This is a genomic window from Colwellia sp. PAMC 21821 (genome assembly GCF_002077175.1).
Classification (GTDB): Bacteria; Pseudomonadota; Gammaproteobacteria; order Enterobacterales; family Alteromonadaceae; genus Cognaticolwellia.
The window spans coordinates 3,011,847-3,033,704 of record NZ_CP014943.1; the positions used below are offsets into that span (position 1 = coordinate 3,011,847).

Genomic DNA, 21,858 nt, shown 5'->3' on the forward strand with positions numbered 1-21,858 from the left:
CTGAAAATGACTGGATTTGATTTGGAAGAGTGAGAAGTCTAGCCATCGTCCAAAAACCTAAATCCTCTGTAGATGCTTTAAATGTCTAATTTTACTTAAAGTAAATGAATTGGGATGACTACTTTTAAGCGCTCTAGATCGCCATCGCCAACGCCATGTTTTTTGAAATAATAAGACCACTGAGATACTAACTCTACGCTTTCCTTGATAATTTTCTCTGCTTTAAAGCGCTTTAAGCCAAATCGTTCTGATTGCGATAGTAAGTTTTCTATAGTGCCATTACGTCCATCTAAACCTATACCCATTCCATGTTGATTACTTGCACTAATTGGAAGAACGTCATAGGCAGGAGATAAACGCCAGTCTTTATTTTTAAATGAATATAAACACGCGTGATTACGGGTATGGTCATCCGTATTGCCTATTAAAACGTTAAACACCATTCTATGGAATAATTCTGATGCATCATCTGGAACGCTACTATATTTTAAAATAAACTCTGATAAAAAACCGTAACTATAACGATCAACTAACGATGAGTTATTGACTGTATTTAAATTTATTAATGAATTGGCACTAATAAAATGGTGAGTTGGGCGAGCGCCTAACACATCAAAACGTTCTACAAGTAATACGTCGCCATTGTTTGTTTCTAACACTTTGGTGGTGGCAACTCTGCTGGTTAGTTCTTTCAGCATATTCATGGAAGCATGCTCTACTTTCGCATGATTAAATAAGTCTTCTGGGCGATTAAATTTCGCTAAATATGTGATGTCAGCATCTGATACAATTGTTTTTGGCCTAGCCCCCCCATACTTGAACCGTATTCAAAAGCTTTTCTAGCTTCTTTTGGAATTGCATCATCATTTAATATGGCATCTTTAGCTTTTAGAAGCATTGGAATATCTCCCAATGTATTCTTATTTACTTTTGACTTTGAAGAGCTGCTAGAAAGGCTAAAAACTAATGAACCAACCCCCATACCTGCACCAGCTAGCAAAAATTCAAGCGGGTTTTTAGGCTTGGTATTATGTAAAGAAAGTATAACTTTCTCTCCCCAAGAATCAGCCCCAGCATCAGAAAGAACACCAAATGCACCTTTGTGGTTGGTTGTTGAAAATATATTGCTATTCAGAGGTAGGTTAAGTGGGTCAAGTGCAAAAGCGTCGTCTCTTAATAGGTAGCTTTTACCATATCGAAATTCACCATACTTTTTTTTACTATCAAGTGTAACAACCCCACAAATGATAGGTTTATCTTCAAGGCCATCAATAAAGACAAATGCTTTAGAAGTCATTGGATAGCTCCTCACGAACTTTTCTTGATTTACGTGAGCGGTTAACCTCAAGTAATTCAAAGCGCTCATTAACTGCTTCTTGTATTACGTCTGCTAAATCTAAAAAGGAGATAACTTTAAATAGTGCTTTTGAATTCACTCCAATACCGCGTTCAATAGAAGATATTGTGGTACGACTTACACCCACTCTTTTTCCAAGTTCGGTTTGATCCATTGTTTCAGATCTTACAGCCTTCACAAGTTTACCAATAGATTTTAGTAGGTGATCAGTGCTTTTTTGCATTATATTTACATCATTATCCTCTTATGCTTTAAATATAATGCATAAGTTGTGTTTAAGCAATCTTGCATTAAATAAGAAGCAATAGTGGTTAATGCGTTATATTTAAATCAAAAAATAATTTTCTGCGTGTGTTTTAAATTTATGATGATCTTATACCAAATGTAATAAGTTATTGACCAATTTTAAGCGAGGATAAATTGTTCAAGAATACATGTTTATTGTTCCAGACTAAACATAAGTACCTGCATATATGGACCCACTCCGTTTGCAAGACATTTAATCGTTATGTAAGAGAAAATCATTGCTCTCATATATCCGGCCTGTTTATGAAGGATTTTTACCTTCTGGCCCCGATGGTTTTTTGCGCTCACACTCCTCATCATCCCTCCGGCTTTTTTATTAGCCAATGCAGGTACCAGGTTTTGTGCAAGCCAGTCTGACTATCTTACCATCCGATTAATTTATCTTTTGCAACTGAAGTAAAAGGGTTTTACTGTTATCTCATCACTGAAACCAATCTAACTTGCTTCAGTTTTGAGCTTTATTTATATAGCCGGGCGATAACTTTCCCCCTTCGCCATTATTACCCAAGCCATTCTTGCTATTTTATTCGCCACAGCAACGCATGCTTTGTTGTGTCCTCGTCGGGATTTTAACGCTTGTGCCCACAAACTAAATCGGTCAGTTTTGTTTTCACTGTGCCTTAATACTGCCCGGGCCCCGTGGATGTATAGTGTTCTTAAATAACTATTACCGCGTTTACTTATACCGAGTAAGGTGGCCTTTCCACCCGTTGAATGCTGCCCAGGAACAAGCCCAAGCCATGCCGAAAAATGTCGACCATTTACAAAGTCTTTTCCATCTCCTGCAGCTGCATAAGTAGCGCTAGCTGTGATTGCTCCAATACCTAATATTTCATCTAAGCGAACACATATTTCATTTTCTTTATTCATCGTGTTTAAGCGAACTTCACACGCTTTAAACTTCACTTCTGTGACTTGAAATTCAAGCCATAACTCATTAAATATCTCCCGACTTAAATACGTTAACTCATTTGTCGCATCCTCTAAAATATCCGGCAGTTCATTGCGAATTGCAGAAATACCTTTATTGATGACAATGCCATATTCTCCTAACAAGCCTCGTATCTGACTTGCTAATGCTTTACGTTCTTTCTTTATGCGTTCACGTTGTCGATGGAAGTTTTGAATATCTTGTTGTTCTATCGATTTAATTGGCACAAACCTCATGGTCGGGCGTTGCGCTGCCTCTGCAATACCTTCGGCATCGTTATAATCATTTTTATTGCCTTTAACGAAGGGTTTTACATATTGAGGCGCAATAAGTTTTACTTGGTGCCCCAATTCAATAAATTTTCTAGCCCAGTAGTTCGCACTGCCACAAGCTTCCATTACAATTAGGCAAGGCTCTAATGTTGCCATGAAACTCAACACTTGTTTTCTTCTTAATTGTTTCTTTTTTACAAATCGCCCATTTTTATTCACAGCGAACATGTGAAAAATTGATTTTGCAATGTCTAAACCGATTGTAGTAATCTTCATGTTGATCCACTCCGCTTTTATAAATGATTGTTATCACTTTCATTTTGGCCCTAAAGAGGCCTGAAATAAAGTTGGAGTGGGTCCATACCATTATCCCTGCAGGCAAGGCGTTTGATTGATTAGGGCATGGATGCCCGTAAGTAGAACAATGCAGGAGCAATTGTCGAGTAATAGCGGGCGTGTGTGATTGAAAACAACGCAGTTATTGACGATTTAAACCGCCTTAAAATGATCGATTATTTATTTCAATTGGTATTATAGAGTAAGAATGGTTGATTTTGCTTGATTGACTATGGAAAAATTTGAGGAAGGGATTACTTAATATTTCAATAACAATATTTCAATAAAAAATAGCAGACATAAAAAAACCGCAATTAAGCGGTTTTTTCAATATAGACTGTTACCAATCTATTGCCAAATCTATAAGTTACTAGGTATAACGAATAAACTAAAAAAGGACTTTATTTTGGTGGAGCGGGGGACATCTGTCTTTGCTTGTTATCTTATTGTTTTTTAATGCTATAATGTATATTGTGTTTTGGTTGTGGTACTAATTGTGGTACTAAAAATAAAATTCACATCAAAGATGTAAACTCCAGTAGCTTAATAATTCACTTCTTAATTTTTACTTGTTTAACGCCAATGAGTCAGAGAAGAAATACAGGCTTGAATACAAATTAATGGTCAGTTTTACTTGACCACTACAAAGTATCTAAACGTTGTAGTGCGTGCATGCATCGTTTGATTAGAAGTAATAGTAATTAGAGTTTGATGTCAATGCTCACTGAAGTGACTTTATTCTGAGTTTTTCCGTTTTATCCAACTAACAAACTTCTGAAATGATGTTATCTCTTTCGCGTTTGTTTCTGATTGTACTAAAGGCTCTACTTTCGGGTTATGTAACTCATTATGCGTCTTTACCATCAACGACGCTATTTGATATGAATCATTGTTTTCAGAAATAAACCTTATGATTAACTTATCGGGTAAAATATCTCCTAACTTTCTATTAAGGGCGAATACAAAAGCCTTATTTTGTTCTGTAATGGCGTCACGAATCTCCATGTTACTTTACCTCGTACTTGTAAAATATAGACTCAATAGTATTTAGGCCTTCCTTCCATTCATCTTTAGAGTTTGGAGACGTAGCATCATAAACTTGGACGAAAAACCTACATTCAGGCACGCTGTTGACAGCTTTTGTGTAAAAGACACCAAATTGGATCTTAAACTCCTGTAATGAAAAACGTTTATCAAGGGAGCTTTTGCCCATTAGAGATATATAACTTTCTTCACGAGAACTAGGGTAGATTGTATTCACATGAAGTGAATCATCATAGACAGTAACTCTATAAGTATACTGAGCTTTTCCTTCTTCTGTTGCCCAACAAGGTGGGAACTCTAGCCCATTTGATAAATTTGCGACCTGTCCAGTTAGGTTTTTATTATCTACTAAAGCTTTTTTTAGCTGTTTTTTTGTATCAGTTAATTCTTTTTCTATAGCCTCCAAGTTCCTAAACCGGTCACTTACATTATCTAGTTTTTCAGACAATTCAGTATTTTTTGATAGGCAATCTTCTAACTCTTTATTAAGCTTTGTCAAAGCCTTAATCAACTCTGGAATATCTAGGTTGTCTTCTTTTATTCGAGACAGAGTGGTCCAAACATCATTTAATTTCATCTTGGCTAATACCTGCTCGGCAGCATCAGACTCAACAGACTTCTTCAGTGCTTGAACTAACGATCTCATTTGAGCCACAGCTTCGTTTAATTCTAGATTAATTTCTTTTTTGACCGGGTCTTTTAATCCTAATTGAGTATTGATTTTCTCTAACTCATTTGCTAATTCTGTATATTCTTTGGAAGCCTCACGTTTTTTTTCTATTTCTTCACTTAACGTGGAATTCAGTAATACCATCACCACCAATAATGAAAACATTATGATAAGAAGTAGCTCAGTTACTGATAAATTAAATACGTCATCTTGCTTTGTTGCCATTACGTGACGGGCTCTATTGTTCGAGAATCAGGTGTACTTAATTCCATAGTGATAAACTTAGAGGTTTTAACTAAGTTCTCAGCAAATAGTTCAGCGTTCTTTGACATATCCTCGACATCTTTATTCCATTGAGAGGATAGTTTTTGTAGACCTTTACGTCGTTCTTTCAGAGTTTGAATTAGTTTGTTTTCTTCTTCGGTAATAGCTTGAAGGTTTGTATGTTCAGGTATATCTTTATACTCTTCTAAAACATCTTTGTATTCTTTCACAAGGTCAACTAAATGTATTTTGATGCCATCGTCAAGGGTGGAGATGTTTTCAACCTTCTCTTTAATGCTTAAAGTTAGTTTGTCTAATCCACGTACGAATTCTTTTTGACTAGCATCTATTGCTTTGAAATCAGGACTGACATTTTCTATTTCCTGCATTTTTGTGGTAATTGAACTAGTTACTTCCAATAGAGAGTGGTTAAGATCTTTGATTTCTTTATTTGTGCCCTTAAATGTATTACTTAAATCGCCTGTAGATTTAGAGATAACCTTGATTGATTCGCCATACTCTTGCGTGACCTGGTCAAAAAAGTTAGTTAGTGACCCTTTCAGGTGTTCATTCAAGTTTGATAATGATTTTTTGAGGTTAGCTTCAATATTTTCTGAAAGAGTTTCTGCAGATTTTAACCCCTTCATTGAAATATTATCTTGTATTAATTCAAAAGCCTCAATGCTCTTAGTAGTTCTAGACTCAGCTTCCTTTATATTATTAACAATGCATGAGGATAAGAAGTCGTTGGATTTTTTTGTCAGTTCAGATATTGATGTAGATGACTTTTCAGTGAAGTTATTTATAGCAGATAGAGAATCTAGAATTCTATCATCAATTCTTGTAGATAAGTCTTTAATCGATGCCTCACCTAGCTGTATTAATTTATTCTGAGTCGATTCGTAAAGCTCTAGGGACTTTTCATTTCTTAGTTCTGTATCTTCAATATTTTTATCAATAGTTTTAGCTAATCTTGCTAATGTTTTATTTGTCGATCGCATTTGAATATTAAATGTTCTAACGGTTTCATCCAATGATTCTCTAGCAGATAATTGCGATGACTCTATTGTTGTATCAAACTGTTTATAAATAATTCTGAATACTAAACCAAGAAGAGTAGTAGTCATTGCTGCACCAAACTGGGTTAGCATATAAGATGCAGAAAGCACTCCATCTTTAAGGTCAAAATTCATCATTGCAACAATTAATGAAATTAATGTCATGATGAAACCTAAATAATAAATACTATCGGAAAATGTATCTATCAAACTGTGCGGCTCTCCTCCCTTTCTAAACTGGTAATAATAAGAGCACATTATTACGCTTCCCGTGATTATCGCCCAGAAAACATTAGCGCTAGAAATTCTGAGGATTAATATTGCTAGCCCTCCAAATATGCAGTGATAGATGAACGATTTTCTCAGTTGCTCAGCATCAATTTTATATTCCTTGGGAGAAAGGGTTCCTAGTTTTTCTTTCATTGAATTTTCCTCCATTATCTTATCTTCCGTACTTTAAATTCATTAGCTTCTGATGTGATAAAAACATTCTCCCACCACTCCAGTACTCCAGTATTCTGGATTGTTTTTTCTCGGCCTTCCCTCAATAGCCAGTATATTTCAACATCAACACCAAAAAAATCAGGTACTAATGATAGCTTCTGAGAATCTAATTTTATTGACGAGTTATTATAAAAACTAAAATCATCTGAATGTTGTAAAAGATCTGATATTAATATTATATTCTTTAACCTGAGTTTCTTATTGATACCATATAAAGATGATATGTCCGCTAGACTCTCCATAATTGGCGAGGAGTTAGCGTCACCTTTTTCAGTTAAACTTTCAGTGATTGAATATAAATCGGCCATAAAAGACTCATTAAAAGTTTTTGCAATCATATGCTTATTTTCAATAAGTTCGTTAACAGTCTCTTCACTTTGAGGTAGGCACTTATCAAAGAGCGGCAAGGATAAACCTTTGTACTCTCTATCATCCAACTTAAATATAGTTAGCCTTTCACCTTCAGTTAAATCACTCACTTTTGATTCAATAACTTTTGTTATCATTCTGCTCTGACGGGTTAAAAATCCCCCCGTTTTATCAAATAAAATTACTGTCACATCATGGTTAGTATCGACTTCACATAAAGTAGTACTATCAATTTCAGTGGTTGTAGATATGCTCCAAATGGCTAAACCCCTAGTGTTATCAATAACAATAGGCCAATGTATAAAGGTATGTTGTGATTCGAAACATCATTCTCTTCTAAAAGACTCAAGCTGTAATATCCTTCTCTAAAACAAGCTGGTTAACAATGGATAAAAAATCATTTCGAATATCAGAGTATTCATTTTCTCTGAAGTTTTTAATTTTTTGTTTCAGTTCTTTCTGGTGAGCTATGTCTTGCTCAGTCAAAAATAGCTCTAGTTCATCGAAAGTAATGCTATTCATAGAGTCTGGAAGAATCGATTTTTTATCCAGTAATTGGATACAGTCATGAGTAAAACGTTGTCTGCATTCCTGACAAAAACTCTCAAATTCCAATGACTGTTGAGACATAAATGATAAGTAATCTCTTCGTAGCTGGGAAAGTGACTCTTCATCTTCGTCGAAGCTATTAGCAATTGAGTTTAAATTTTCATACTCCTGCTCTAGCTCTTCTTTTAAGTCTGTACGAATATTTTGTACCATTTCATTTGCTTTAGTTTTAATACGAGAAAATTTGTTTTTAGCATTTTCTGCTTTTCGACTTATATCTCCATATCCCGGATATGGTTCATCGTTTTTATAAAATTTAAAGGTTACGAATATAAAGATAGCAATTGTAATAATTACAAGCATCCAACTATCAAAAGTTGATATACCTAAAGGAGATTCAAGTATGGTATTTACAGCCAGCGAAGATGCCGATATGTTGTCTTGATCTAGGGCCGCTCGGTAGTGTCCGATAAAAAGGGATATAAACCCTAGGCAGGAGGCAGCACCAAAAGTACCTAAAATACCTAAAAGACTATTTCTTGGCTCTATATGATGTATATGCATTAAGGAACGAGACATGAAAAATGCAATTAAAATATTAACTCCAGAAATAATAATGGCCATTGCAAAGCCGCCAGCAAGCCCAAATTCACTTCCTTTAGATAGAAAGAATGCATTCAAAATAGCTTCTAAAACCCCCATTAATAAAAGGATCCCATACAGTTTTTCTCTATTTTCTGGGTAATGCGCGGCATGAGTAAGTTTGTTCTTCTCTCTAAACTTATTAACTTCTGCTATAGCTGAATTTTTTCGATTGTTTTCAGTTTGTAAGTCCTTTTTGATATTTTCAAGCATTTGCTTTTTATCTTGATAGCTTGTTTTAGTTAGCTCTCTAATTTTTGACATTCCATCATGCGCTTTAGAGCTTTTTATGTTTTTTTTATGCGAACTTACAACTTCAAAAAGAGCCTTTCTGCATTTTCTCTCATGCTCAATAACTCGTTTCTTACCTTGAAGTTCAATGACTTCATCGTAGGTTTCATTGTTCTGATTGTTGATATTACTAGTTATGGTATGAAAAGCGTTTATTTCAGTAAGGATTACTTCAGATTTAAGTGCGTCAAATATTTTCATGGTTAAAACTTCCTTTTAAATTTGGACACTCAATTTGGCATCTCTACAAGGCAGAAACTATATGAAATTCATAGGTTTCTGTCAATAAAAGCACAGTTAGTTTTATTGTTGTTTTGATATAAATGCATAATAAATGTACCAATATTAAAATTAATGAGTCAAAACCATGGTTTATTCGTCAATATACAAGCTAAAAGTGGTTTAACCTTTACCCAGAGATTGGAGCTATTAATGGCCTAAGAAGTAATTGAAACTTCACTATGTTACCTATTGACAGTAGTGAGTATTAATGAAATTTGTGATGTGATTGGCTAGATAAGCAGATTAGATTGGGTTTAACAGTGGTTTTTGATTGAATACCTCACCAGACCTAGCTTTATCTTCAATGCTGTAAGCTTCTGAGCTGGTATCAACAATAATATACTGATACTCAAAGTTGTCGCGAATATAGCTTTTGGTCATATAATCAAGTTTGTATTCACCAGTAGAAAACTTAGATAAATCATTTGTTGTTAGTGTTGGTATTACAAGGCGGTTTGCAACATAAACGCAAAACTGATTACCGCTAAGCCTGCCTTGTGCGTGACTATTTAACCGAGTTATTAAACCGTATTTTTTCTTATTTTCTTTAACTGCCTTCTCAATTTCTCGACCAGACATGCCGCAATAAATCAATTCGTCACCATGCCATATCGCGTATACGCCAGCAGCTACTGCAAGTATATCTCGATTAGGCCAGTCAGAAAACTTAAAGCGTTTGGAAAAATTCATTGTTAACGCTTCACTAAAATAGCATTGAGCCATTTTTCATTTCTACTAGGACGGTTATCTTCTGATATCCAAGTAAAAATAATACCTATATTATTTAAATTTGAAACAAGAGTGGTAAGGCGTTGTTCGTTGATGTCGGTAAATGAACGGCCATCTTTTTCTCGCTGCTTATCACCATACTTAAATGACATATACCAAGTACCGCCAGGTTTTAGCGCTTCAGCTAGCTTATTAAGTGTTAAAGGTAACTCCACTTCAGGTACATGAAGCAATGAAGCACAACACCAAATAGCTTCATACTTTGCAAGGCTATCAACATCATTAAATAGTGCTAGTTTCACTTCTATGCCAGTATATTCGTTGGCGCGAGAAACAAGCTCAGAACTAGCGTCAAACGCTTCTACGCTATACCCCATATCAAGAAATGCTTTAGTATCCCGACCTGATCCGCAACCAGCATCGAGTATCAATGCACCCTTGCTTAAATTCTTAGTAAAGTGGTGATAGATATTACTCATATCGACATTTACAGTGCCTTCAAAAAAGTCATCTGCGTTGTCTTGGTAAAATTGAATAGTCATATTAAAACGTCATTATGCCTTTTATTTCTGGTTGCCATTCATGTATTAGAGCAGACTTAGCAGAACTATAGCTTTGCTGTAAAAATTGCTTTCGCTTTAGCTCATTGTTACCAGTTTGTTGGATTAGAGTTTCACGCAAGGGCAGGTGGCTATTGATAAAGTATTCGTTTCTCTTATGTAGCCTTCCAAGTAACTCAATTGTTGGTACTCTAGCAAACTTGCCATTTTCACCACGATTACAATTTTTACACGCAAGAACAAGGTTCCATACACCGTTAAGGTTATATACGTGCTCTTTTAGTGTCCAAGGTAAGAAGTGGTCTACATCAGCTAGATTATCAGTTTTAATGCTAATGCTTATTGATGAGTAACAATAAAAACAACGACCTTTTTGGTAGCCGTTTAAGCTATCTCTACAACTCGTAATATCAACTCTACGTTCTTGGCTACCAGTAAATAGTGTATTTAAGTCTCGGTCGTATTCAACAGTAATTAAGTTTCGAGCAAGACCCATTTTCCAGCCTTGCTCAACTAACTTCCAGCGTGCTTCAGTTTCATGTTCCAAGTTATTGAACTGCTCATGCTCAGCAAGTTTAAAGAAGTTGTCCGTTATTCTTATGCCACCGCTCTGTTTACGTTCATCAATAAAAAAACGTTGTTCTATCTCGCTATTGTTTACTACATGAAACGCATCAATAACATTAGCAAAGCCTAGCTTTACCGTTTGCTTGATAAGTTCATCATGACGTAACTTTTCCGTATTAAAGTCGTTACAAGCTGATAGGAACTTACTTGATTTTGAGGTGATTTGTTTAGGTTCAAGCTTTAAGTGCTCACAAAGATTACGACTAAAAGGCTCTGCTAGTTGCTCCATCTTAACCAAATCATTAGATACTGCATTAAGCTCGTAGAGCGACTTGGCTAAAGCAAACTTGTATGAGGCAACATTACGTCCAAACAATATTATTGCTCGCCAGTAATTATCTAAAGTTGGTTCGACTTCGTAAAATTCCATGTTTTTATAAATAAGAGAATAAAAAAGAAACCTTACGGTTAGAATTACTCTATAGCAAGCAATAATCAATTAATAATGACAAGGAGGTTTAAAGTGAGCTTATAAACTTTATTACTGCAATATTTACCAATAAAGTTGCTTAATTTACTAAGGGGCTTCATAACCATGACACTTCCTGTGGTAAGCCAAATTTTCAATATTTATGTTGTGCTTTTTATCAAGGATTAATTTACCTGACTCTTCACCAATAAATTCATAGTTATTTGTGACGGTAAAGCTACCTTTATCAAACATCACATGATGATTTGGACATAAGCATAAAATATTATCTGTACTATCGTCACCGTCATGAGGTTTTCCTAAAGCCCTAATGTGTGCACCTTCAGCATAAAACCCTTTTTTCGTTTTCAACGCTATACCACAAACCTGACATTTAAATTTATATAACTTCTTTATATTCTGAGATATTTTAGTATCTCGGACAATTCTTAGGACTGTACCAGTCTTTCTTTTTACATCTTTCTTATTGTAATCTAGTTCAACTTGCTCTGGCTTCAGTCTTGCTGAGTTATCACCACAATAAATAAGTCTAAATCTACATATTTTGAAATTACTTCTACCAACTTCTTCCCATGCATCAACTACACTAAATAGCCCCGCATAACTATAGCCTTCGGGTGGAGAATAATCTGATTTGTGCTGATGGCCTCTAACAACTCTTACTGGTAATCCCATATCCATACTAACTAATAAGCCTGCATTCCCCGATGTATTCCATGACTGGTTTGCTGTTTGTTTACCGTTTTCATTTCCCCCTGCACCGGTATAAATCATTTCATCACCAAAATCTTCATCGTCCTCATACCCACCTGATAATACAATTGCGCTGGTACCTTCTTTACCATTGCCATCTATACCTTGACCATGATTACGGTGAAAACTACTTGGCATCATTACCTTTCTGTTAGATATCCAATCGCCTTCCTCGAACCCTTCAATACCACCAAAAATTATAGGTCTTGTGGCCATTTTTATTCCTCATTTATTAATTACACATACTATCGCAGAACTTACTAAGTACATTTTTCACTCGTGTTGATTACCTATTAAAGGATAATTATTTTCAATATCACCATAATTTTTCCATTGTTGATTATCTTCCCAATATTTATTTTCTTTTGATAATTCTATCACTTCATTTTCTGATTCAGGCATAGCTAGCTTCATTACCAGCTATTTAAGTGAATCGCTTACTGTTGCGATAGTGTTTATTAGATTCGTAGGGTTTCCTAGAGCTTAAAAGAAATATTATTTTTACCCGAGTACTCTCCAAGTTTGCCTTTACTGGCTTGATTTCAGCTTCTAATACTTTAATTATTTTCTGAGCACCTTCTGCTTTATATAATTGCTTTTGTTTGACAAATTACCAATTAGACGAATAGCCTTTATGGCCTTACTAACTCTTGCTTTTGCTAATGATACAAATTTCTCTCTAGTTCTTTCTTTAGGCATGTTTCATTTCCCGTGTACACCGTTTACTTCTATAAAATTAGGCTATATATCTATTGGTGTAGTACATATTTAATGTGTACGATTACATATTCATTTTGTACTAGATCTTAATGCAAACCCACCTTCACAATATCAATACTGTGACTTCTATTTACGATAATAACCTAATCCAGCACCATTGTTACGGCATAAATCAGGAACACTGCTCTCAACTGATTCACCTTTTTATCATCCGCTTAACTTGCCCATGAACTACCGCAAATTTTATCTAGGCTAAGCCTGTACACCTTATTCACGCATTGAACTAGCTAAGCATTATTCGCATATTAAACTTAAACTTAAACTTACAAGAGTAAAAATGAAAGCACTAACAATCTTGTTAATAACAAGCTTGATCAGCACGACAACCTTAGCGGCCAACCAAGAAATTCAATCGTTTAATAAAGCTAAAAAACTCTTAGAAAATCAGGTTTACAATAATCACCGTAAAACACTCTATTGCGGTGCTAGCTTTGATGCAAAGAAAAAGGTAACACCACCTAAAGGTTTCACTACGACTAAATATGTCAAACGCGCTAAAAAATAGAGTGGGAAGATGTTGTACCGGCAGAGAACTTTGGCCGTAACTATAGCGAGTGGCGTGATGGCCATAAAAAATGTGTTAGTAGTAAAGGGAAATAATTTAGAGGCCGTAAGTGCGCTGAGAAAGTAAATACTGAGTATCGCTATATGCAGGCAGATACGTTTAACCTTTACCCTGCCATTGGCTCTGTGAACGCATTAAGAAGTAACTACAACTTCACTATGCTACCAAGTGCTAAAAGTGACTTTGGTAGTTGCGCAATGAAGATAGATAATCGTACAGCAGAACCGCCAGAAATTGCTAGAGGTCAAATAGCTCGAACTTACCTGTACATGGAGGTCGCTTACAAGCGATATAACATGAGTAAATCACAGCGCCAGCTTATGAATGCTTGGGATAAGATGTATCCTGTAGATGCTTGGGAGTGCACGAGAGCGAAGAAAATAGCTAGCTTGCAACAGAGCGAGAATAAGGTTATCAAAAACAGGTGTAAGTCAGCTGGTGTTTGGTAACTAACCGCCCGTGATAGTACTTAATAGAAGCTATTACAGTCACTAGTTAAAAGCTATTGATACCACAAAAAAGAAATTAGCATAAATGCAGTAATACAGTTTTATATTAGATTTATTGAAAAATAACCATAGTCTCTTGTTAGCTTATGGTTGCAATAGATTCTAGCCAATCTGTAGATGTCTGCATATTGGCTTCTTCAAACCACAGAATACCAATATCCATCCATTTTAATAATTGAATAGCCTTATTATCAGGTTTTTCTGGGAGGAGAATAGCTATATGTGGCTCTTCATCTCCTTTTAGTTCATACCAATAATCAAATAGCTGACCAATAGCCATACGTATATTTGGTTGTTCTATTGAGCTTTTTACCTCAATAACTAAATCGTTTTTATCACCGTTATAGTTTTTAACAAGAACGTCAAACATACATGAGTCGTTACACCCCTCCAATAGGGTAAAACTTGAAAGGCTATTTATTACTTTGTTCGTAAGCTGGTTATGAATTCTTCTTTGCTTGATCGTTCCCGCATGCTTAATGACTTCCACATCAGTTTCATCTTTCAATGAAAGCTCTGTTGTACTTTTTGTGCCTTTCTTTTCTAATAATTTCTTTTTTGCTTTCGCATCTGGAGAACTTATGAAGTCAGGGATGTCTCTTCCTACTTGGTCAACATCAGCAGCATCATTAATACCACCTACTCCGTAAAGCTTGATCATGGCATCATACTGAACAGGTAAACTTTTTCCTTGAACTTCTAATTTATTTAATAAGTTTTTCACCCATTTATTCCCATTGATGAGTGGGAACTTTATTTCTTCATCAAGCATAAAGAAAGTAGGCGTTAAAAAGTACTCCGCCTTCATCAATATATCTGGATGATTTGCCTTTGGTATTCCAGGGGTGTCCTCTATTTGCATAATAATTCGTCTTCTGTCTTCTGAACTCTTGGCAGAGAAAGCGCTTTTATACATAGGTAGTAGTAGGTCAAAATTATCTTCTATCCATATGTAAGCACTATTACGATATGCTTTGTAAAAGTTGGTAAATCCAGTATGCTTCAACACTTCCACGGAAAAGTTTGAGTCTTCAACTATACTTGCAACATCCTTAGCAACAAAATCAATATTTACTTTTTTATAGTTCCTGCTGAATATTGCCGCTAAAGCAGGGATTTTAGTACTTGATATGTAGCTAGCATTTTCACCTTCATAGCTATTGGTTATCCAAGATAATTTTGATAAACCATAAAGTTGCTCAGCTGAAACACTATCTTTTGAAAAGATATACTTTGCAATTCTACGAACTAATCTATTTGTATCTCTTTGTCTATTTGCCCAATCTAAAGACATACTAAGCTTCCTATTCAGTGAGCTAACAACTAATTATGGAGACATTATCAGTAATGCCCGTCCATAACCTTAATTTGATTCGTATTAACACCCCATATTTTCAGCACCTTATAAACAAACATTTGTTCATAAGGTTTTAGATATTACTGACACTTCTAAGTAATGCGACACAATAAATTTATTAGAGAATATAGGGTAAAAAATTAAATGCTAATGTCTTCAATGCGCACGAATAAGTCATTGCAGCGAACTATCTTTCACTGTTCATTGGTTAAAAGCTAAGGCTGACTTTACTAAAAAAGAATTGGCTCTAGGTTAAAATTATTTTAAAAACTTAAACATATTTTTATAAATATTGAAATCTATTCTGCTAATTACTCTCTATGTATCAACGATGTTTTTAACTGTTATTTACTGTAAAAGCAATGTTAATTTCACCCTCATTCGTATTTTGAAAATTAAGTGGTCTGATGTTGTTTATATTTTGAAGAAAGCTGTTTGTGAAAAATATTAGTTGTTTGAAATATAAGGTTATTTTGTTTTTCTGTGTTTTGGATACAATTACCTAACAGCAGCATATGTTTTTTAAACTGCGAATTTGATAAATCAATCCGACTATTTTTATTATTTTGGTTGTTGAAAGTGCATATTTATCGCCTAAATAGTCTATTTAGTCCGTTAAAGTACAGATTTAGTACGTTAAATAATCAAACATCCATGTTAAGTGCTAATTTAGCCCGATAAAGTGTAATTTTAACTAGTTTAAGTGCATTTTTAGGCTGTTAAACTGCGAAAAAAGTGAAAATTATGGGGTTCTACCACGAGTTTTCGCGAAAAAACTGCGAATTTTACACATGTTTTAGGTAGATTAATCATGATATTTAAGTCTACTTGATTGGTAGCTTTTAGCTCTCTTATTGTCATATTGTTTAGAAAAGTTTTTAGCTAAATAACTGATACGGTAAATGCATCCGAAAATAGTATCAAGATAATCAGCTCGACTCCTATCGATAAAGTAAAAGCAGTCTTTAGGGATTGATGAATGACCAGAGAATTCATCTTTCCACATAGTCATAATTAGTTCATTGAATCGGGAAGGGTAATTTATCTTGTGGCCATTTAAAAAGTACGCAACGTGATAATGTTGCTTAATTGATTTATTTATTTCTCTAACCCAGATATAACCTAGGGTTTTACCATATATCTTCTTTATTTTTCTGTTTATCTTTGTATTAAAATCACTCAACGATTTATTATTAACAGAATAGTTATTTACATGAAAGTCTATACGAGTAACTAAAACCCTACTGTACTTGCATAACATAATGTCAAGTTGTTCAATAATTCTATCTAGTATTTGATAATTGATCCCATGTGTAAATTTCATAACTTTAATAACCATTGGCTGATCATTCATTATTGGGTGCAATATATACCCGTACTTTTCTTGAGCTTTTTGATTACGAGATAGCATAATAATCTCTTATATTATAAATAATGCGGCGTTAATACTGCTCCCTCTATACTGGTAGATATAAAGGGAGGGTATAAATAGGGGTGAGGAAAAAGCCAGTTTTATGACTTTTTTAGTTGAAGACGTTCATTAAGGATTAATATTGGCATTATTCATCCAATGACTAATTATGAAGTAAGACCATCCAATAGCTTTACCATTTATCATTAGTGGGGGAGGAAAGTTGCCATTGTTAATACCTTGTATCAGTACTCTCTTTGAAATAGATAAATAAGAACATACTGTTTCAATACGGATTATTCTAAACTCAACAGGAATCTCTATATCGTATAAGGTAGTGAACTTCATATTAGACCTCTCTCGCAGAGCACTTTTCATCAATCCAGTTCAATATTTCCTGATATTTCCAGCGTACGGATCGCCCATTAAGAGATAACTTTATACGACGAGGGAAGCCGCCTGCTTTTTCAAGCATGAAAAGGGAAGTGCGTGATTGCCCTGTTAATATTAGTACTTCCTCTTCGCGAAGTAGACGATTAGGGGAGTTTTCAATTACAAGCATATTTTTCATAAGTTTCCTTGGAATATTAAAAATAATTCAACGCTATTCGATATGTATCGATAACAGTCGTTAATGTTCGAAGGTATTTTGGAGTATTTCTTTGATGTCTTAAATGCCGTATTCCCCCCAAAAATGGCTTTTATGATGGAATTGGATAATTACATCGGTTATGCGACCCAATTGCATTAGAACTACCGGTTATTAACATTAACTACTGCCACTAAATAACATTGACCATCTAATACCAATCTGCACAAAGATGTGATCTAATGCTATTTATTTTTGAAGCAGATACCACGTTTTGGAACAACTCACCTCAGTAGATTTACTCAAGTTATCACGAAAGGAACAAAATGGGCGAAAGCGTATGCGTTTTCTTGCTGTCTCATATTTTTTAGATGGTCTGAGCAGAACCGATATATCAACGACATTAAAAGTCGCTCGTTCAAGTGTTAATCGTTGGGTCACTGCATATTTTTCAAAAGGCTTGTCGGGCCTTGATAGTGTTAGCCCGAAAGGAAGACCGTCCATGCTTTCTCCAAAGCAACTCAGCCAACTTGCTCAATACGTTGAAAATCAGAGTTGCTCAGCGGAGGGAGGTCGACTTATGGGGCAAGACTTTTGTACCTTTATCAAAAAAGAATTCGACATAGATTATCATCGAGATCATGTATATAAAATACTGAAGAAACTAGGATACTCCTGGATAACAAGCCGATCCAAGCATCCTAAGCAATCACAAAGCGTCCAGGACGTTTTTAAAAAGCTTCCAGATGGAAACGATCCTTAACATCCCCTTTAATATTAGCTTAGATAAAGTTGATGTTTGGTTTCAAGATGAAGCACGATTCGGCCAGCAAAATACAACAACAAGGTTATGGGCGAAAACGGGTAGTAGACCGAGAGCAGTAAGACAACAACAGTTCGAATATGCATACATGTTCGGGGCTGTTTGTCCTTCGACAGGCGCTACAGAGGCATTGATCTCACCTGTAATGAATAAAGACGTTATGAAAAAGCATTTAGAACAAATATCACAGGCGACACCCGAAGGTAGATATGCTGTTGTAGTAATGGATGGAGCTGGGTGGCATACGGAAGACACATTTGAAGATTTAAAAAATCTAACCATGATCAAGTTACCCCCTTATTCCCCAGAGTTAAACCCAATTGAGCAAGTGTGGCAATGGCTAAGACAAAACTGCTTGGCCAATAGATGTTTTAATGGCTATGAAAATATAGTTGATGAATGCAGCAATGCTTGGAATATCTTCAGAAGTGACATAAAAAGAGTAATGTCGTTATGCAATCGTGACTGGATTAATCTGATTTAATGCTTATGCAGATTGGTATAATATCATTTAGGTTAACCATTAATTTTAATAAGTAAATCATTGTAATTTTAGGAAAGCAGCCTTTAAGACTAATTTTTATAATGGCAACTGTTCCGACATTGCGGACATTAGCTGTTTTTTGTGTTTTACGGCAGCAGCTAGCCAGGCTTTTGTTAACTTATAAACATATCAGGGGGTGATTTTAACTACAAATCACATATGTTTCAGGGATTGATGTAAGGTCATAGCGGCCAGTTTTTTTCATCTCAGAATGCTAGTTTTACTTGTTGCCCACCTCAGGGCGTGTTGTTATATTTTAAATACTACTAAAAGTAATAGTATTAACAAGTGCATGCAGCACAATGCAACTAATATATTACGTATTACAGTATTATGTTGGCGACCTATCATTGATGGAATTGAGAGTAAAATAAAGACTATTGCTCCTGCACCTATGATTATCATCATAAGTTCAATCTCAGCAAGCCAAGCAACATCGTGCTCTAGACCAAAATGCTCGTATATATATTGGCCTTGTAAAGTAAGTAAAAAACCTAAAAAGACAACTGCTAATAAGTGGAAAAACTTTAAATATTTCACAAGCCTCCAATTAAAATATAACGCCCGCATTTGCGAGTGGCTTGGAGCGTAGCGCAAAGATAGTCCGACAACATGCGCTTGTTAAGCCATTAGTTCTTTCAGGTCAATTTCGAACTCTGATTCAAGAAACTGAATTGTGATTGGTTGATTGTCTAATGATGCTTTAACCTTTTGCGGAGTATAGATGCCGGATTTACTCTTAAATTTTGCATCTTCTCGCTTTAGTGTGACAATCCAATTAACTAAAGCCACATACTCAGACTTTTCTTCTGATTCAGAATTATCCGCCATGTTTTGGCATTTCAATGGCAGTGATAACAAGGGAGAGCCGTTGATATGTACCTGTTGAATAGATAAAGCTTCTTTTGTGATTTTACCTATACCCAAATACCCGCTCTTTGGAAGATAGGCTGCGATTACATCGCCCACTTCAAAACTAAGCATTGCATCTCTAAACCGCGGCTCTTGACCAGCAGAGATGAATCCGTATTTTACGTAATCGTCCCAGTTTCTATGTGGCCCTTCACCGATATTGTAATAATAAAGGCCATTTTGAAAGTCAAACCCTGGGAGCTTTTTGTATAACGTATCGTGTGGGCGGAAATTTTTTGAGTAATGGCCAGATGATACATTCGTAAGCTGCTTACCCAATTTCCACAACAGCGTTTTCTCTACCAATAACGCATCATGCTCTGACAAGCCACGTGCAATCACACGAATAATTGGCTCCAAACCTTCCGTTATTATTGCTCTGATGCGTTTTGATTTCTCACTATCGCTATTTTCGAATAGATGCACATCCTTTCGAGAACCTTTACCTTTCCCGTAATAGAACTCCTCAAAATTTCGAGGATCTATGTAAACGTAAACATAATAATCGGTCATGACTTCCTTAGGGCTTAACAATTTAGTATTTATGCGACACGTAGTTTGTGTTGTATAATCGCTTGTTGGACTGAGGCGATACTTGCTCGGTATATCAGCGTTGGTATTATTTATGCTATGAGGATTTGCTTTTTTGAACTAAACCGCTATAAGGCTCATTTAACTAGGTCACTTGGCTTTCTTGCATCATCCCTGCATGCTCAGCGTTTAATTTAGTCTCCATTACACCTAATTTCGCTCGATTAATCAATCATCTTTTATTCACACACAGCATTACGCTCCAGAGCAGCTAAGCAGGTTACGTCTTGATTTGATTCAGCATACTATGCTGCTAACTCGTTCGTGCTAGATTTACTACCGCTGCCATTAAATTAATCACACCCGTAGGTCTTAAAATGTCGATATTACACAGTTTACAGGGCCATTGCGGGATTATCGAGGGCTTTCTGTGTATGTCTTTGCCTGCTGATAAGGTTGAATTTTATGACTTATAAACCTTAATGTTCGTTGATGACACGCATTCGCTAAAAAGCCGTAGTATTTAAGTGGGGTCAGGTACACTTTATTAATTATCAGACTACCCATAATAACTTCAACAGCAGCAATATTTTAAATTAGGTGTGTTTATTCTGCCCTTATAGTCCGCTTTAGGCTATTTTTAGCCTTTAGAATATGACTAACAAAGATAAGAGTTCCGGCATTAGCTGTTTGTTTAGGTTTACGGCAGCAGCTAGACCATGGAAGAAATATCCATTGTCTGAATTCGCATTCTAAAAATAATGTTCTATAGTTAAATAACGGTACATTAAGGATGATGACGTTATGAAAGGATACCCACCAGTCGTACTTGTTGATACTTGGTTATTTATCGCGACTAATCAACACACAGAGCTAACTCACTCTAAATCACACGCCCTTAACGCCATCGATATTTACATCTAGCATCTTTATACATTGAACAAGTAAAACAGGGTGATGTAGATTCATTCTTATTTGATAAGATTGATTACAATCCCGAATTTACTGCCTTTATGTGATGTGTCTCAATTAAAGTTTAAAGCTTCACAACGACTTTTAAGAATGTTATTTTGGTTTTTCTGTAGAATTGTGATTTTCTCTGCTCTACTACATTCCCATGCATCTACAGGGTACATTTTATCCCATGCTGTCATTAATTGGCGTTGAGCTTTACTCATGTTATATCGCTTATAAGTGTCTTCCATGTAAAGGTAAGTTCGCGCTATCTTTCCTCTCGCGGCTTCAGGTGGCTCTGCCTTACGATTTTCAATTTTCATTGCGCAACTACCAAAATCACTTTTAACATCAGGTAGCATGGTGAAATTATAGTTACTTCTTAAAGCATTAACTGCACCTATGGCAGGATAAAGGTTGAACATGTCTGCTTGCATATATCGATATTCAATATTTACTTTCTCAGCACATTTACGGCCTTTAAATGACTTTCCTCTACTGCTAACGCACTGCTCATGACCATCACGCCATTCACTAAAAGTGCGTCCAAAATTCTCTGCTGGTAATGCGTGTTCCCATTCTATTTTTTTAGCGCGTTTCACATATTTAGCTGTTGTAAAACCCTTCGGCGGTATTACTTCCTTGTTAATAGTAAATGTCGCATCACAATAAAGTGTTTTGCGGTGTTCGCTATACACTTTTTGCTCTAATAACCTTTTGGCTTTACTAAAAGACTGTATCTCTTGGTTTGCTGCTATTGCGGAGGGGGCGATTAAAATGGCAAGCAATAAGCTTATAATTGTTTTCATTCGTATACCTGAGATAAACTATTGTATGAATATGCCTGTCATCTATATTTAGTGCAAGACCTAGCTCTATTTTAGTGGTTTACGTGTTATAGAGAGGGCA

The 21,858-nt window shown here is 35.5% G+C and carries 22 protein-coding genes and 1 pseudogene; 2 read left to right on the plus strand and 21 right to left on the minus strand.

What is annotated here, in order from left to right:
• Window positions 1–95 precede the first annotated feature (95 nt).
• The 14 genes from A3Q33_RS20850 to A3Q33_RS20985 all read right to left on the minus strand — a co-directional run bounded on the left by A3Q33_RS20850 (window position 96) and on the right by A3Q33_RS20985 (window position 12,376).
• Entirely contained in the window at window positions 96–827 is a 732-nt protein-coding gene (locus tag A3Q33_RS20850) for a type II toxin-antitoxin system HipA family toxin (RefSeq protein WP_353615528.1), read from the minus strand.
• Window positions 761–1,297: a HipA N-terminal domain-containing protein gene (locus A3Q33_RS20855; RefSeq protein ID WP_231295667.1), complete on the minus strand. Its 537-nt coding sequence runs from the start codon at window positions 1,295–1,297 to the stop codon at window positions 761–763. Before A3Q33_RS20855 ends, A3Q33_RS20850 begins: the two co-directional genes overlap by 67 nt.
• Entirely contained in the window at window positions 1,287–1,535 is a 249-nt protein-coding gene (locus tag A3Q33_RS12835; protein WP_196797954.1) for a helix-turn-helix domain-containing protein, read from the minus strand. The genes A3Q33_RS20855 and A3Q33_RS12835 overlap by 11 nt, the downstream gene beginning before the upstream one ends.
• Before the next feature lie 590 nt (window positions 1,536–2,125).
• Complete coding sequence (locus A3Q33_RS12845) at window positions 2,126–3,142, minus strand: IS110 family RNA-guided transposase (protein WP_081178157.1); 1,017 nt, start codon at window positions 3,140–3,142, stop codon at window positions 2,126–2,128.
• A gap of 795 nt (window positions 3,143–3,937) precedes the next feature.
• Window positions 3,938–4,207 carry a hypothetical protein gene (locus tag A3Q33_RS12850; RefSeq protein WP_081180299.1) on the minus strand — a complete coding sequence of 90 codons (270 nt, stop codon included), beginning with the start codon at window positions 4,205–4,207 and terminating at the stop codon, window positions 3,938–3,940.
• 1 nt (window position 4,208) lies between these two features.
• Window positions 4,209–5,141 (minus strand): AAA family ATPase, encoded by a 933-nt coding sequence (locus A3Q33_RS12855; RefSeq protein WP_081180300.1) that lies wholly within the window; start codon window positions 5,139–5,141, stop codon window positions 4,209–4,211.
• Window positions 5,141–6,661 carry a hypothetical protein gene (locus A3Q33_RS12860; protein ID WP_155866766.1) on the minus strand — a complete coding sequence of 507 codons (1,521 nt, stop codon included), beginning with the start codon at window positions 6,659–6,661 and terminating at the stop codon, window positions 5,141–5,143. The genes A3Q33_RS12855 and A3Q33_RS12860 overlap by 1 nt, the downstream gene beginning before the upstream one ends.
• A 14-nt stretch (window positions 6,662–6,675) precedes the next feature.
• Entirely contained in the window at window positions 6,676–7,302 is a 627-nt protein-coding gene (locus A3Q33_RS12865) for a hypothetical protein (protein ID WP_155866767.1), read from the minus strand.
• 154 nt (window positions 7,303–7,456) lie between these two features.
• Window positions 7,457–8,794, minus strand: coding sequence for an ABC transporter permease (locus A3Q33_RS12870; protein WP_081180303.1), 1,338 nt, complete (start codon window positions 8,792–8,794; stop codon window positions 7,457–7,459).
• Window positions 8,795–9,118: 324 nt separating this feature from the next.
• The gene (locus A3Q33_RS12875) at window positions 9,119–9,565 is read right to left on the minus strand and encodes a hypothetical protein (RefSeq protein ID WP_081180304.1); all 447 of its coding nucleotides are present in this window, start codon (window positions 9,563–9,565) and stop codon (window positions 9,119–9,121) included.
• A 2-nt stretch (window positions 9,566–9,567) separates the two neighbouring features.
• A complete protein-coding gene (locus tag A3Q33_RS12880) occupies window positions 9,568–10,146 on the minus strand; it encodes a class I SAM-dependent methyltransferase (RefSeq protein WP_081180305.1) in 579 nt (192 codons plus the stop codon).
• Between the two features lies 1 nt (window position 10,147).
• Window positions 10,148–11,161, minus strand: a complete 1,014-nt coding sequence (locus A3Q33_RS12885) for an HNH endonuclease domain-containing protein (protein ID WP_081180306.1) — start codon at window positions 11,159–11,161, stop codon at window positions 10,148–10,150.
• Window positions 11,162–11,308: 147 nt separating this feature from the next.
• Entirely contained in the window at window positions 11,309–12,190 is an 882-nt protein-coding gene (locus A3Q33_RS12890) for a YDG/SRA domain-containing protein (RefSeq protein ID WP_081180307.1), read from the minus strand.
• A gap of 57 nt (window positions 12,191–12,247) precedes the next feature.
• A complete protein-coding gene (locus A3Q33_RS20985) occupies window positions 12,248–12,376 on the minus strand; it encodes a hypothetical protein (RefSeq protein ID WP_286160890.1) in 129 nt (42 codons plus the stop codon).
• A gap of 655 nt (window positions 12,377–13,031) precedes the next feature.
• On the opposite strand from A3Q33_RS20985, the pseudogene A3Q33_RS12895 reads away from it, so the two are divergent.
• Window positions 13,032–13,768 (plus strand): annotated as a pseudogene (locus A3Q33_RS12895) (endonuclease).
• 139 nt (window positions 13,769–13,907) lie between these two features.
• On the opposite strand, the gene A3Q33_RS12900 reads toward A3Q33_RS12895, so the two are convergent.
• From A3Q33_RS12900 to A3Q33_RS12915, 4 genes are all read right to left on the minus strand, one after another.
• On the minus strand, window positions 13,908–15,122 hold the full coding sequence (locus A3Q33_RS12900) for a hypothetical protein (protein ID WP_081180308.1): 1,215 nt from the start codon (window positions 15,120–15,122) through the stop codon (window positions 13,908–13,910).
• Window positions 15,123–15,990: 868 nt separating this feature from the next.
• On the minus strand, window positions 15,991–16,596 hold the full coding sequence (locus tag A3Q33_RS12905) for a YagK/YfjJ domain-containing protein (RefSeq protein ID WP_081180309.1): 606 nt from the start codon (window positions 16,594–16,596) through the stop codon (window positions 15,991–15,993).
• Between the two features lie 129 nt (window positions 16,597–16,725).
• Window positions 16,726–16,974 (minus strand): helix-turn-helix transcriptional regulator, encoded by a 249-nt coding sequence (locus A3Q33_RS21055; RefSeq protein WP_081180310.1) that lies wholly within the window; start codon window positions 16,972–16,974, stop codon window positions 16,726–16,728.
• Complete coding sequence (locus A3Q33_RS12915; RefSeq protein WP_081180311.1) at window positions 16,946–17,167, minus strand: helix-turn-helix transcriptional regulator; 222 nt, start codon at window positions 17,165–17,167, stop codon at window positions 16,946–16,948. Before A3Q33_RS12915 ends, A3Q33_RS21055 begins: the two co-directional genes overlap by 29 nt.
• 358 nt (window positions 17,168–17,525) lie before the next feature.
• Between A3Q33_RS12915 and A3Q33_RS12920 the strand changes: the two genes are divergently transcribed.
• A protein-coding gene (locus tag A3Q33_RS12920; protein WP_502687237.1) for an IS630 family transposase occupies window positions 17,526–18,492 on the plus strand; the annotation gives its coding sequence in 2 pieces (ribosomal slippage) (window positions 17,526–17,926 and window positions 17,925–18,492; 969 coding nt in all).
• Between the two features lie 309 nt (window positions 18,493–18,801).
• On the opposite strand, the gene A3Q33_RS12925 is transcribed toward A3Q33_RS12920, so the two are convergent.
• From A3Q33_RS12925 to A3Q33_RS12935, 3 genes are all read right to left on the minus strand, one after another.
• Window positions 18,802–19,092 carry a hypothetical protein gene (locus tag A3Q33_RS12925; protein WP_081180312.1) on the minus strand — a complete coding sequence of 97 codons (291 nt, stop codon included), beginning with the start codon at window positions 19,090–19,092 and terminating at the stop codon, window positions 18,802–18,804.
• An 81-nt stretch (window positions 19,093–19,173) separates the two neighbouring features.
• The gene (locus tag A3Q33_RS12930; RefSeq protein ID WP_081180313.1) at window positions 19,174–19,977 is read right to left on the minus strand and encodes a GIY-YIG nuclease family protein; all 804 of its coding nucleotides are present in this window, start codon (window positions 19,975–19,977) and stop codon (window positions 19,174–19,176) included.
• Window positions 19,978–21,020: 1,043 nt separating this feature from the next.
• Complete coding sequence (locus A3Q33_RS12935) at window positions 21,021–21,758, minus strand: endonuclease (RefSeq protein WP_155866769.1); 738 nt, start codon at window positions 21,756–21,758, stop codon at window positions 21,021–21,023.
• Between the last annotated feature and the right edge of the window lie 100 nt (window positions 21,759–21,858).

Excerpts from the sequence above, each read along its gene's own strand:
- A3Q33_RS12935 (WP_155866769.1), bottom strand. The coding sequence starts at position 21,758 with ATGAAAACAATTATAAGCTTATTGCTTGCCATTTTAATCGCCCCCTCC.
- A3Q33_RS12870 (WP_081180303.1), bottom strand. The coding sequence starts at position 8,794 with ATGAAAATATTTGACGCACTTAAATCTGAAGTAATCCTTACTGAAATA.
- A3Q33_RS12885 (WP_081180306.1), bottom strand. The coding sequence starts at position 11,161 with ATGGAATTTTACGAAGTCGAACCAACTTTAGATAATTACTGGCGAGCA.
- A3Q33_RS20985 (WP_286160890.1), bottom strand. The coding sequence starts at position 12,376 with ATGCCTGAATCAGAAAATGAAGTGATAGAATTATCAAAAGAAAATAAA.
- A3Q33_RS12905 (WP_081180309.1), bottom strand. The coding sequence starts at position 16,596 with ATGCTATCTCGTAATCAAAAAGCTCAAGAAAAGTACGGGTATATATTG.
- A3Q33_RS12880 (WP_081180305.1), bottom strand. The coding sequence starts at position 10,146 with ATGACTATTCAATTTTACCAAGACAACGCAGATGACTTTTTTGAAGGC.
- A3Q33_RS12845 (WP_081178157.1), bottom strand. The coding sequence starts at position 3,142 with ATGAAGATTACTACAATCGGTTTAGACATTGCAAAATCAATTTTTCAC.
- A3Q33_RS12915 (WP_081180311.1), bottom strand. The coding sequence starts at position 17,167 with ATGAAAAATATGCTTGTAATTGAAAACTCCCCTAATCGTCTACTTCGC.
- A3Q33_RS12890 (WP_081180307.1), bottom strand. The coding sequence starts at position 12,190 with ATGGCCACAAGACCTATAATTTTTGGTGGTATTGAAGGGTTCGAGGAA.
- A3Q33_RS20855 (WP_231295667.1), bottom strand. The coding sequence starts at position 1,297 with ATGACTTCTAAAGCATTTGTCTTTATTGATGGCCTTGAAGATAAACCT.
- A3Q33_RS12860 (WP_155866766.1), bottom strand. The coding sequence starts at position 6,661 with ATGAAAGAAAAACTAGGAACCCTTTCTCCCAAGGAATATAAAATTGAT.
- A3Q33_RS12930 (WP_081180313.1), bottom strand. The coding sequence starts at position 19,977 with ATGACCGATTATTATGTTTACGTTTACATAGATCCTCGAAATTTTGAG.
- A3Q33_RS12850 (WP_081180299.1), bottom strand. The coding sequence starts at position 4,207 with ATGGAGATTCGTGACGCCATTACAGAACAAAATAAGGCTTTTGTATTC.
- A3Q33_RS12855 (WP_081180300.1), bottom strand. The coding sequence starts at position 5,141 with ATGGCAACAAAGCAAGATGACGTATTTAATTTATCAGTAACTGAGCTA.
- A3Q33_RS12900 (WP_081180308.1), bottom strand. The coding sequence starts at position 15,122 with ATGTCTTTAGATTGGGCAAATAGACAAAGAGATACAAATAGATTAGTT.
- A3Q33_RS21055 (WP_081180310.1), bottom strand. The coding sequence starts at position 16,974 with ATGAAAAGTGCTCTGCGAGAGAGGTCTAATATGAAGTTCACTACCTTA.
- A3Q33_RS12875 (WP_081180304.1), bottom strand. The coding sequence starts at position 9,565 with ATGAATTTTTCCAAACGCTTTAAGTTTTCTGACTGGCCTAATCGAGAT.